Consider the following 12,678-nt stretch of genomic DNA (forward strand, 5'->3'; position numbering starts at 1 on the left):
CCATGAGAGGAAGTGTATATTATCAGACAGGACAACTCACCAAAGCTATCTTCGTAGAAGGTGCTAAAAAAGAAGACAGGATTAATCCAGAGCATCCACACTATAAGTGTATAGCATCATACAAAAGTATGAAAACCTACCGAGATGTATGGAACAATCTGGGCAACTATCTCAAAGAGCATTGGAAAATAAAAGACTTTGAAAAGATTACGGCTGAACATATTGATGCCTATATCTCCTATAAGATAGAGTACTATCCTTCTAGACAATATTTGGAGAAAGTCGTCTCCGCACTTGGTAAATTGGAAGATACACTGAAGAGATTTGCTCTTCATACTTATGGTCAAGAAAGAGACTATGATTTTAGTATTCGTCAGAACAAACTGCACTACGCTAAAGTACAACAACTGGTAGCAGACGGATATCACAATAGAGTCTACCTGGACTCGAAACTCATCATTGATAATCTATCATCACCTAAACACAAAATCGCTGCATTAATACAACTTTCTGGCGGTGCAAGATCTGAAGGTGTAAGCCTTATCAAAAAAGATCAGTTAAAAGATATTACAATTGATCCTATTAGCAAAGAAGAGTTAGGCATCATCGAAACCAAAGAAAAAGGTGGAAAAATTGGTGATGTTATGGTTGAAACTTATATCTATAAATACTTACAGGATATTATTGAAACAGAAGGAGTCTTTCGCATCAAATACCAGGAGTATGCCGATGATATCAGACAGACTTGCCTAAAAATTGGTATTATCCCTCACGGTTCACACGGATTTCGCTGGACTTTTGCACAGAACCGAGTTAGAATCTACCAGGATCATGGCTATACCTATGAACAGGCACTTCAAGGTGTAAGCTGGGAGATGAAGCACTTCAGACCAGATATCACAGAGCATTACTTAGGTGGATAACTAGTTAAAGTATTTTGTATTTTTTTATTCTACCCTCAACTCTTTGAATCAATTTATTCTCTTCAGCTTTAGCTATCCAGGTGTTAATTTGCGATAGATTTATACTGAACTTCTCTTCTAATTCTTTAGGTTTGAAAATACTATTTTTCGGATATTCTTGATATAGTTTAGACATAAAAAAATCAAAAAATGAATCCATATCATTACTGTTAGACTTATTGATGTCTACATCTGATTTTGTCTCATCTGTGGAATCTTTTTTTTCAACCATATCATCAAACAAAGATAATGACTTGTTTGTATTATCAACACTACTAGTAACATTTCCACTACAAAGGATATCAATAGTATTTTCAAACATATCATCAGACACAATATTCACACCAAGTTCAATAAGCTTTTTATTGCCTGCTGACATTGACGTAACCCATAATGGAGTATATTCTTCTTTTAATGCTTCATTCGCTCCCGACCAAGTCCCACCTTTTATTTCAGAATGAGCGATAATTGCAGCAACAGATTGCGTATAGATATATTTATTATTTTCTAATGCATTTACAGCACTAAATGGTGATTCTGGATAGTTGGTACTAATTAATGCAAGCTCATTACTCATCAATGCTTTTCGATATTGACTTGAGAGTGAAGCTTTAGAAAGATTGTCTGGTAAAATTCCTATAACAGTACCTCCTACTTCTAATGCTCCCATCATAGCTGCCTCATCTATACCTTTTGCACCACCTGATACCAAAGTATATCCATCATTGGCGATTTTATGACCTAATCTATGTGTATACTCAAGTGCTTCTTTGGAGGCTTTTCTTGATCCCACTACAGCTATAGAGGGCTTATTTAGTAGCTTTGGATTTCCTATTCCATAAAGGACAGGAGGAGAAAGATGTTTCAATTTTTTCTTCAACTGCTTAGGATAATCCAAACTACTCCTCGTTATAACCCATATCCCAACACGTTGCCACTTTTCCATAGCTAAGGCTAAAGCAGTTCCTCTATTTAACAATGCTTTTATGCGGCTGATTGTAATTTGACTATCGACCCATAAGGATAATAACTCTTCTACTTCACCATAAACTAAATCTTCTGGTTTTAAATCATGCTCATGTAACCATAATGCGAACCGGCCCCATTCAACTGGATTCAGTGGCATAATATCTTCTGATTTTTTTTCAGAAAAACTACTCGTTAATAAAAGAATAGCTTGTGTTGATGGTGTTATATTATACATTTTTTATCCATTCGCTGTTGATGTTAAAGCCATAGGGAAAACTGCTCCTGTACCTTTACGACGTAGTAGTGCAGACAAGACAGTAAAAGTCCAATTAGAGTCAACAATATCATCTATTAAAAATACGGGTTCATTAGGTTTAATATCTCGTATTTCAAAAGCTCCATCCAAATTATGACATTGATGAAACCTGTTTTCCATCATCTTCTGCGGTTGATTTTGTTTTACTTTTATAATAGACTCTATAAATGGTAATCCTAACTTGTTTGCCAATCTTTGCGCAAAATCTGGTACTAATTCTGTATGATTCAAAGATGGAACACATGTCACCCAAGTTGGCATAGGTACTGGATTCCATGCCTGTATCATATCAGCTACAGCATCTACTAATTCATCGCTAAAATAATTATTATGCTTGTTGTCAGCAACAACTGTTCCCCATCCTGCATCTTGCCACTTAGACAAAACTCTACCTTCTTCAGCTCGCAATTCATTAGGTAACCTACTAGAAAAACCATATTGAGGAAATGCATCTTTTGGAAATTGCTTCCTCACTTCAATCGGCATTGCATGGTGTTTTAAAAACTCTGAGGCTTTCAAACCATTTACATGTGCATACGTCCCGCTAAGCGCATTGGATGGATCACAGTTCGCACATCTGCCACAATCTTCTATATTACTATCATTCAATGCTTGTCTTAAAAATGCCATGAGACAATTTTGCGATCTCAAATATTCTTCTATTTGCCTAAATTCTTCATTTCTTTGATTTGTAAGAAAAGCTATCTTTTCATGATCCATTTGATATAGTATTGGTGTTCTAAACCATTTAGAACCATCCTTTGCAATAGGTGATGGACTTTGAATACTAAGATATTTTATAACTTTTTCAATTTGTCCATAACGCATGTTGACTCGTGGTTCAATATCTCGCATTGATAGTCCATTACTTTGTTCTAGGGCACTAAGAACTTCGCCTACATGCTCCTCTGAAGGGAAAGCGGAATTAATAAAAAATGACTGAATATCTGCATCTTCTCTACCGGATAATAAAATACCCCTTGCAGAAGGCAACCCACGACCTGCTCTACCTACTTGCTGATAATATGCAACCACCGAAGAAGGAAGCTGAAAATGGATTACAAAACCCAAGTCTGGCTTATCGTATCCCATGCCCAATGCAGTGGTGGCAACCAATGCTTTAATTTGATTGTTCATGAGTTTATCTTCAAGATATTGTCTACAATCATTACTATTTTCAAAGTCTTCATGTGTTGCACTACCATAGTATGCTGCAGCAGATATCGAATTTAAGTTGAGCCACTCTGCCACCATCTCGGCATCTCTTATAGTAGAAGTATAAATAATCCCAGTACCTTCAATACTATTTATATGCTCTACTATCCAAGCTAATCTAGAAGCCTGATCCGGGAGTTCAAGAGTTTGAAGAATAAGGCTATCTCGAATAAGTGTTCCACGGATTGTTTCTATGTCACCAATTTGCCTTTCTATGTCTGCTACAACACGATTATTAGCAGTAGCTGTTGTTGCCAAAATAGGCATATTAGGTGGCATTTGCTGCAACATACGAGTGATTCGTTGATAATCCGGTCTAAAATCATGCCCCCAATCTGAAATACAATGAGCCTCATCAACCACAAAAAGTCCAATACGCTCAGAAATAGGTGCCAAGACTGTTTCAACAAACCTGTCATTTGCTAAACGTTCAGGAGAAATCAATAAGACATCAACTTCATCATTTAAAAGTTGTGAAGAGATCCTATCCCAATCTTCTGGGTTAGTAGAATTAACTGTTACTGCATTGATACCAAGTCTTTCTGCCGACGTAATTTGGTTTCTCATAAGAGCTAACAATGGAGATATAATAACTGTCACTCCATAGCCCGCATCCCGTAAACCTCTTGTAGCTATAAAATAAACGCTACTCTTTCCCCATCCAGTTCGCTCAACAACTAGCATTTTTTTACGATGATTTACTAAAGCATCAATAGCTTCCCATTGATCCTCATGAAAATTTGCAGATGGATTATTAATAGAAGTTCTAAGTAATTGTAATGCATCCGATTTAATCATTCTTCCCCCTCCCCTTTTTTATTAAAAATCAAATAGACTTTGTTCAGACTTAGATTTTGACGTGATACCTTCTATCCAATCAATAAACTGGTTATTAAACTTTACACCACGAGGTTTTCCTCTATACATCTCAACAATAAATAATTCTGGGCTTTTCTTTGTCGGTTGATAAACTGTACCATCTTTAACTAATAGATTTTCATTTATAAGAAACTTATTAAGATCTTGTGAACGTTGATAAATTTCTATTCCATTATTCTGTAAATATTCTACAACTTCAGATGCTGTATAACCATTATTTTCTCTATATATAAACTCAAGATCCATAGGTGTGATTTTTTCAGGTGGAAGGTAATCATTAATATCTTGATAGAAAACTTTAACTTTCTTATTGCTCTCTAATGCCCGTGAAATATTTGCATAACTTCCTTTACTAGAACCATCCCAAACAACCAAACTAAATTCAGAATCTTCACTCATAGCTTTATCTTTATAAGTTTGTCGTTCTCTTTCTTTTTTAATTTCTTGATCAACAAAAATATTTTTTTCTTGAAAATCTTTATTGGCTTTATACCTAGGAGAAGAAGTAATTGTATATACTATAACATTCAAGTACTTTTGAGTATTACACAAGTCTTGTACCAGGGTGTCTATTCCAGGAGCATCTCCAACTAAAATAGTCATCCTCTTATCTATCATTGCTTGTATACTATTTTGCACTTGTGATGGGAGTTTTTTTATAGAAATAGAACCTGAAACAAAAACTGAATTAATTATCATTAATCAACTATACCTTAAACTTAATATTAGATCAATTATAACGTAGTTTTTTATTGGAACTGACATTTCCCACCACATAATTTTCATAATGACTTCTCTTCATTTAATAAAATATTACATATTGACATGTATTTCCCTTGTATATGAAATATCATTGTATGATTAAAAATATCATTACAATTGAAAGGAGTATTGAAGATGTTGGTTTTAAAAATAATTGGTATTTTAGTAGCAATAATTTTGGTTTATATGCTGATAGTTAGTGTTAATGAATATACTATAAAAAAGTACCGTTACGAATTTTTCAATAGCGGAAATTTTATTCTAAGCGCGGTGGGATATGGCATGATATTTTTCGGTTACAGATTGTACATCACAGCACTTGCAAAGCAAGGTGATATACTCAATGGTATCATCATATTATTAATTGGAGTTGCTCTAGTGGCTACTGTAGTCTATTTTAATGTCAAAAATACATCTTTACAGGATGGATTGGGACTTTCACTGCTTCAAGCTCCGATTTACAGTGTATTGGCAGTCTTAGCCTTGTTCGTGCTCATTGCTATGATTGCATTTTTTTCAGAGACGAAGCCCGTATATCATATCAACGATGACTAGAAGGATAGGGCATGGGCAGTATCACGATCATCTCTAAAGAGAATAATAAAGTTAAAAAGAAAAACCCACGTCCCAAAACGCTTGAATGGAATATGGAGTATCTTCATGAAGTGAAAATGTATGCCAAGGATTCATTCTGGGGCGACTGGATAAAGAACAGATTCGATCTTGCCCTGATCCGGATTTTTTATACCCAGGTGCCTCAGCTTTCGAATGGTGCAGAGATTAAAATTACAGATGGGAAAAGCGTGATTATTGGCAAGCGCATAGACAAAGATACCGCTGTCCTTACAAGTGGATACAAGATGAAGGGTGTCTACAGTAAAGAGTGGGCTGAAGAAAAAGGATTTGTTTATGCTCCCCAATACCAGGTAAGGATCAATATCGATCATAAAGGTCATTTTCTAAAACGCTATAAAAAGCGCGGGTTTGATCTGAGACTGGTTGCTGCATTTATTGGAAAAGTGGCACAGGCAAAGCTTGGACAGAAAGTCAAAATGATCAGCGATGAAGAGATCATTGTTGGCAAAAGGCTTGATGCTGCCCATGCGGTACTTATCACTGGTATGGTACGAGGAGAAATGGTGTGGAATGATTATGTTGATACCAAAATGAAAACATAAAATATGTCAATTTGAAAGATTTTTTTGGAGCTTTTTCAAATATTGGTATTATTCATAAAAAATAGAACTTATCATGAAAAAATTTGAGAGTAGTCTGAAAGAAGACAAATTAAAATATAAAGAGGAGAACAATAAGTGATTAATATCGATCAAGCAAGTGAACAATTTAATTTGTTGAATTCTTCAGGGAAAAGAACAGACTCTTTTTTTACTCAAGTTTTATACACACATATTGATAATCCAAGAAATTTATTGTCGGTTTTTGATTTGATAACAAATAATCATCAATTGTGGAATAAACTTGCCGTTGATGCTAATAAGGTGTTTAAAACAGATGGCTCTGTAATTGCGCAGTTTAATCCTACAGACGATTTTCCCTTTTATAGACTGTACCATTATCATACAAATAACAATTTAATTTCTCCAGAAGTTTTATTTCGAGGTCTTAAACAAGATATATCAAGTGAAATTGAATTACTGCTCGAGCTCCTAAATTGTGATAATGAGAGTGTTGTCTCTAAAGCTTCTGAATGGATAAGTAAACAAAAAAAGATCTTTGCTCCAAGTGAGACAATTGCTAAAGGTAGAACTGAAAATACTCTTATTGATCAGACAATTATACTAAGTAGGCAACCAGATGGATGTGTGGTCTGCGGTAAAACAGCTGATAGCTATGTCAGTTCCACTTTAAGTGGAGAGAAAACAGTATTTTTTATTGCAAACACATGTAAAGAGCATCAATCTTTAGCCCAAGATCATCCTAGTGTACTAGATTTTATATTTGATCTATTTCAAATAAATTTAGATTTGTTTTCATTTCAAAAATATGACAAGATACCACAACATCTTATAGTGCTAATAATTAAAAAGATTGCTTTTGCACTTGACGCGAAGCTTGTTAATAACCATTATGATAAAGATAAGGATGAAACTACAATAACATTTGAGAGAAAAACAAAGTTTAAAATTATTTTGAGACTAAAAAACTTTTTTGATTATGGTTATATGATTAACAAACCAAATGGTAAACAGTATCAAAGAATAGACTCAGCTCCTGACCATAAGCATATTGAGTTTTTTCCAGATCATATTCATGTAAACCCAAAAAAAAATAATGCTGATGTTAAATCAAGCTATACGTTTGGATTCCCATTATTTGATTTACCAAGTATTAAAAAAATGTTGGAAGAAGGAGAAGCTGCTTGGGTATAAAGGATAAGGACTATTATAAATCAAGCATTTTCTTCTTCCATTTTATATCTAAAATGGCTTTAAAGTATAAGACTTATTTAGATCAAAAACTTTCTTAATATTTTTCGAGATATTATGAGCATACACCTTGTTTAGAAATACCTCTTTTGTATGAAGTTCGCTACTTTTTTGATCATAGTTTTCATACTCAATTGTAAGTAATATGCAAGGCGCCTCATCGACTTCAACCAATTGCACAGTCATATAATCGCATATCTCATAGTCGATATTTTGATCAAAATAGCCAAGACAAAATGCTTGTAATGTATTTGCCAGCTTCATCACCTCGTATTCTTCAACGTATCCAAATTGTATATCATCATGCCACACAATAAAAAAGTCCTGATGTAAGTATTCAGGCTTATAATCTGGGTTAAACTCCATCCCAAATTTGTCACCTAGCTGCCATCGGCACTCTGAATAATTCCCTGACTCTTGACGTTCTGGTCTTTTATACAATCTCTTATTTTTCATTTTTTCTCCTTTAAATTACTATTATAGAAAGTTGCAACGTACGAATGCGATACTTTAAGCCGGTGGTATGTCATCAAGAACTCAGAGATCTGCCTAAATGACAAATTCTCCTCGTCTTTCAAAACCAATATTTTGTTCTTTAGATTCAGTAATCTGTCATATTTGTCAGCCTGAACATGTTTTTTGAACTTTTGAGCTTGCATACGTGTAACTCCTTGTACTGCATGTATGTTCATATCTCTATTCTTGCTTGCTTGAGAATAATAGAGACTATATAGAGAGTCGGCTGCAAGATATAAGGCACTCAGATAGAGAATAGACTTATTCTCTTCATTTTTATTACCTATCTTAAAAAGATATTCCTTCTGTTTCTCAAAAGCCATAAGAACAACTTCCTCATCCTGCTTTGCCAACCATTTAAATGCTTTTCTTCGCCTATTGATAGGCACCTTGGTAAAATTGTCGAGTTTCTTTTTTAGCTCCACAATAACCTCCTGTAAATAAAGATGTACAAGCGCTTGTATAACTATTGTAATGTAGATTGTAAAGGAAGTAAAGAAAAGAAAGTGGACAGGTTTTAGGGCGAAGTTTTCATCTAGTTTTCACTAAATTCTTTTGAGTTACGGGCAATTTCCCTGAGTTGATTTTTTGTAATGATAAAAAAATATATATTTAGAAAAAAAATTAAATGAGAAGATTTATAATAAATAATATTCATTAAAATAATCATTTATTTTTATCATAATCACTAGGAAGTTCAAAATCATATACTTTAAAATCTTGTGCAACATCAAAGAAAAGGACCTGAAGACTTAAACCTTGATTTGCCGTACATGTTTTACCATCAAAATAGTGGTAGTGTCTTCCTTCATCTGTTGCCACCTTATCCAATGGATAGATAAGGTAGAGGTCTTTACATTTTTGATACTTTGTACCATAAGCATAGAGTTGATACATATCATCTTGTGAAACACCTTGATGGGTTTTGTCTTCACTGAGAATTTTCCATTTTGTATCTGCGATGATAGCTCCGTCGTTTATCACAATATCGGGTTTGAGTTTGAACCTTCCTTTGCCTTCATGATACGCCAGATGATGTGTCTTGTCCTGCGCAGTGATACTTTCAAATTCTCCTTTTCGTCTCAGATAGTCATAGACATAGCTCTCAAACAGCAGGTTCATATCAAACAGCAGTGCGAAGGCTACATCATTGCCTTTGTATGGGCTAAAGGAATTCTCCAGCAGAAAAGTACGGCACCACAAGAGTACCTGTTCATAGTCTTTCATCTGGCGGTCAAGCCTGACTTTAGAAAAACCGACTTTTACATCTTTACACTCCGATATCTCATCAAAGATAAAGAGAAACTCTCTGATACGCTGTTGGTTACGGTTAGATCGAGATTTTTTGTACAGATACAGAAGTGTGGTTTTGATGAGCCTGTTCTCTACTCTATCACTCAAAAACTCCTGGTACTCCACAAAGAAGCGTTCTTTATGGATGTAGTTTCGTTTGATCTGATCATTGATCTTAAGCTTTCCCTTGAGGTATTGTAGATTCTCCTCTTTGGTGATATAGTCTGATTTAATACCGCGCTGGATAAGCTTGTTCAATTCATCAAGGAACATTGTGATAAATATCTCAAGAAGTGGCATTTTCGTACTTTTGAGATGTGCCATATTGAAGTGTTTGAATGGAGACTTTTTGAGGGTCTTTAACATACGTATCAATATCTCTTTGGATTTATCATCTTTGCTTTTTATGGTCTTTCCAGACTCATCCTTATCGGATTTCAAATTTGAAATCTTTGGCAATATCTCTATAGTAGTACCATCTTTTGTCTGAATGACACCAACATAGTTTTGTGCCTGTATGAACTTATGACGTTTATTTTGCCCTATTTTCAAGAACTGAACAGTATCACTGTTTCTGAGCACAAAAGCTTCAAGTTCATCAAATGTCTGCTCGCTTACGGCTTTGTGCTTCCCCTCATCTTTATCACCGATAAAGAGATAGCTATACTCCTTGAGCTTGATCTGTTTGTTCTTCATTTTCATTCATTTTTTTAGATGTAGATGAGCTATAAATTTTGGTATATGCTACGTCAGTAAATGGTGTATTGATCTTGTAGTCGACTTGTTCCTCTTCGATGTCATCATGATTGAAACCAAATATTACCTTCTCTTCCATTTTGCTATCAACTATAAACTTATCCTTTTTATCTGCTTTTTGCTCAGGATGATCGCCCAATACCATTTGTATCTTCTCCCAATCATCATAGAAATACTCCTGAAGTAGTGGGATAATCTTATTTTTGAAGATCTTGTCAAGCTCTACCTTAGCTTCATTTTCATTTTTATCTTTCAGACTCATAAAGTAAGCATGACCAATAGTATGGTCTCTATCATAGAGGTACTCTATACGTTTATTGATAGTCTCAAGCAATGATTTGATATCGATACCACTTACATCGTTCAACCCATTCAATGTATCTAGATCTGGCATCATCTCCTCAAACTCAAATCTTCGTCTAAGAGCCGTATCCATCAAAGCGATACTTCTATCGGCTGTGTTCATCGTACCGATAATATAGAGATTGGAAGGGACACCAAACTCATCCCCACTATATGGAAGTTTAGCCCTTATTTCCTCATCTGCACCGATTCTTTTGGATGGCTCTATCAGAGTGATAAGTTCTCCAAAGATCTTGGAAATATTTCCACGGTTAATTTCATCAATAACAAGAATATAGTTTTTATCATTTTTTTCAACTAATTCTTTTTTCGTCGGTTTCCATGCAATATTTCCATTTGTTGAAGAACCTGTAACAATACTTGAAGCACCACTGATACTACTAAATGAATAGTCCTTATCTAATACCCAATATTCATCAGTTTCTTTTACTTTATCAAATATGGCTTTTTCTAAAAATGTCTTTCTTAGGTTGTTATTTTTAAATGACGGAGTAACTTCTTTTCGTATTCTGGATCCCTCTAATACTTTAAATTCATTATCACTTACTTTTTCCATTAATGCTTTAATATTAATAAACGGATAATCTAAAACAAATTTTTGTCCAATTTGCATATCATCAATCTCACCATATGCAACTTTTGATAGTCGTTTGAAGATACCATCAACAACACTATAAATCATTTCATTACTATCATTACCCTCTTTACCAGCAGGAATTGCTTTAATCCCTTCTACGAATTCCTCATAACCATAGCTTTGATGAAAAGTAACGAATTCTATTTGGCCTTCATCTTTATAATAATCAAAAATTTCAGTTAATGCTTTCCGATTATCTGAACTAAGAGCCTTTGCATATGTTATATCATCTTCACCTTCTAAACTTTCAAAAATTAAGTCCTTATCTTCTTTTTCAAAAATTATTTCCAAAGCTTTATTAATAGTACTATATGTTTTCCCAGTCCCCGGTGGTCCATAAAGAATTTGATTTAAGGGTTGAGTTTGTGTATTGTTTGGCATATCATTATCTCCATTAATATCGTTAGTACTAAAAGTATTTTTATTAATAATGCCTAGAGCAGAAAAAATTTCTTCTTTTCGCCTAGTAATATCATTTAGCGTGTCCATGCTAACCATCTTTTTTATTTGAACTGTTTTATCTAAAGCCTGCCATTCAACTTTTACATAATTGTGATGATCTGAATTTTCAATAATAGGTTCAATAGAATATATTGGATTTGATACTACTTTCCCTATACCAATAATCTCTAGTCGTCCATTAAAGGCTATAAGTGTATCACCAATGTTAATTTTGCTTAAATATGAAATAATACGTACATCCTCAGATGTTAATGCTGGATTTACTTCACGTATTTTTTGTTGACTTTTATTTGTATAATCAAAACTTCCCCAGCCTATTGATGCAATATTTTTTTCCATCATTTTAGACCAATACATAGCTTGCTTTCCAGGAGCAAACTTCCATAGTGTTCTATAAACAATATCTTCAGAAATCTTTTTTGCACTAGGTTTTAAAAAGTCAACCATATCAACAACTGAAAAAGTGGAAAAAACTTGAGTTTGTTTTGTCTTATATTGTTCCTCAGCAAAGTATTCAAATAAACCATATTCAATCTTTCCCTGATCAAAATTTACGAATATTTGCAATGAAGTACTTTGATTTTTTTGCTTAGGATTATAGATAGCAAGCCAACACCTTTCATCCCCAAAGTTTTGACCTCCATCAAAACCTTGTATCTTCAACTTTGCATCGAGTTCTAATTCTTTAATAAGATATTCACCAACTGTTTTAAGTTTCTCCTCAATCTCACTTTTTACTGGAAGATATATAAGTGTGTACAAAATAGAATATGGTTCTTTCCAACTTTGAAGTATATTTGTAGGATATTCAGAGTTCACAGTATTTTTTATTTCTTCAAATTCACTCCATGTCAATTGCCCTGTTTTTTTTAGGTGCTGTACTATTAAAAAACGGATTTTATTAATCTTCTCACTTTTTTCACCGTAATAGCTTGATATTACATCAAGGTTCTCACTAGAAATGTTGTTAATTGCATTTAATAGCTCATCTTGATGATATTTTAATTTTCTAAAAGAATTCGCATATTTAACAAGATCTTTTGCTATTATTTCAACTGTTTGTGTATTTGTATTCACTTCCCCCCCTATATTTTTAAATTC

At 33.9% G+C, this 12,678-nt stretch carries 11 protein-coding genes; 4 read left to right on the forward strand and 7 right to left on the reverse strand.

Annotated features, from left to right (window positions below; all coding sequences use genetic code 11):
- Window positions 1–2: 2 nt before the first annotated feature.
- Window positions 3–923 carry a site-specific integrase gene (locus tag PGH07_RS01155; RefSeq protein ID WP_289412055.1) on the forward strand — a complete coding sequence of 307 codons (921 nt, stop codon included), beginning with the start codon at window positions 3–5 and terminating at the stop codon, window positions 921–923.
- A gap of 4 nt (window positions 924–927) precedes the next feature.
- Here the strand turns inward: PGH07_RS01155 and PGH07_RS01160 are convergent, their stop codons facing one another.
- The 3 genes from PGH07_RS01160 to PGH07_RS01170 are packed head-to-tail and all read right to left on the reverse strand — an operon-like array spanning window position 928 to window position 5,040.
- Complete coding sequence (locus tag PGH07_RS01160; RefSeq protein ID WP_289412056.1) at window positions 928–2,166, reverse strand: DNA-processing protein DprA; 1,239 nt, start codon at window positions 2,164–2,166, stop codon at window positions 928–930.
- 3 nt (window positions 2,167–2,169) lie between these two features.
- Window positions 2,170–4,260 (reverse strand): RecQ family ATP-dependent DNA helicase, encoded by a 2,091-nt coding sequence (locus PGH07_RS01165; protein WP_289412057.1) that lies wholly within the window; start codon window positions 4,258–4,260, stop codon window positions 2,170–2,172.
- A gap of 21 nt (window positions 4,261–4,281) precedes the next feature.
- Window positions 4,282–5,040, reverse strand: a complete 759-nt coding sequence (locus PGH07_RS01170; protein WP_289412058.1) for a hypothetical protein — start codon at window positions 5,038–5,040, stop codon at window positions 4,282–4,284.
- Between the two features lie 345 nt (window positions 5,041–5,385).
- Between PGH07_RS01170 and PGH07_RS01175 the strand changes: the two genes are divergently transcribed.
- The 3 genes from PGH07_RS01175 (at window position 5,386) to PGH07_RS01185 (ending at window position 7,493) form a co-directional block, all read left to right on the forward strand.
- Window positions 5,386–5,658: a hypothetical protein gene (locus tag PGH07_RS01175; RefSeq protein WP_289412059.1), complete on the forward strand. Its 273-nt coding sequence runs from the start codon at window positions 5,386–5,388 to the stop codon at window positions 5,656–5,658.
- Window positions 5,659–5,669: 11 nt separating this feature from the next.
- A complete protein-coding gene (locus PGH07_RS01180; RefSeq protein WP_289412060.1) occupies window positions 5,670–6,281 on the forward strand; it encodes a hypothetical protein in 612 nt (203 codons plus the stop codon).
- Window positions 6,282–6,416: 135 nt separating this feature from the next.
- A complete protein-coding gene (locus PGH07_RS01185) occupies window positions 6,417–7,493 on the forward strand; it encodes a toxin-antitoxin system TumE family protein (RefSeq protein WP_289412061.1) in 1,077 nt (358 codons plus the stop codon).
- A 48-nt stretch (window positions 7,494–7,541) separates the two neighbouring features.
- Here the strand turns inward: PGH07_RS01185 and PGH07_RS01190 are convergent, their stop codons facing one another.
- The 4 genes from PGH07_RS01190 to PGH07_RS01205 all read right to left on the reverse strand — a co-directional run bounded on the left by PGH07_RS01190 (window position 7,542) and on the right by PGH07_RS01205 (window position 12,654).
- A complete protein-coding gene (locus tag PGH07_RS01190; RefSeq protein ID WP_289412062.1) occupies window positions 7,542–8,006 on the reverse strand; it encodes a hypothetical protein in 465 nt (154 codons plus the stop codon).
- Window positions 8,003–8,491 (reverse strand): hypothetical protein, encoded by a 489-nt coding sequence (locus PGH07_RS01195; protein WP_289412063.1) that lies wholly within the window; start codon window positions 8,489–8,491, stop codon window positions 8,003–8,005. Before PGH07_RS01195 ends, PGH07_RS01190 begins: the two co-directional genes overlap by 4 nt.
- Before the next feature lie 241 nt (window positions 8,492–8,732).
- On the reverse strand, window positions 8,733–10,055 hold the full coding sequence (locus tag PGH07_RS01200) for an McrC family protein (protein WP_289412064.1): 1,323 nt from the start codon (window positions 10,053–10,055) through the stop codon (window positions 8,733–8,735).
- Window positions 10,021–12,654 (reverse strand): McrB family protein, encoded by a 2,634-nt coding sequence (locus tag PGH07_RS01205; RefSeq protein ID WP_289412065.1) that lies wholly within the window; start codon window positions 12,652–12,654, stop codon window positions 10,021–10,023. Before PGH07_RS01205 ends, PGH07_RS01200 begins: the two co-directional genes overlap by 35 nt.
- Window positions 12,655–12,678 lie beyond the last annotated feature (24 nt).

Origin of the sequence: Sulfurovum zhangzhouensis (assembly GCF_030347965.1) — a bacterium.
In the GTDB taxonomy this organism is placed as follows: Bacteria; Campylobacterota; Campylobacteria; order Campylobacterales; family Sulfurovaceae; genus Sulfurovum; species Sulfurovum zhangzhouensis.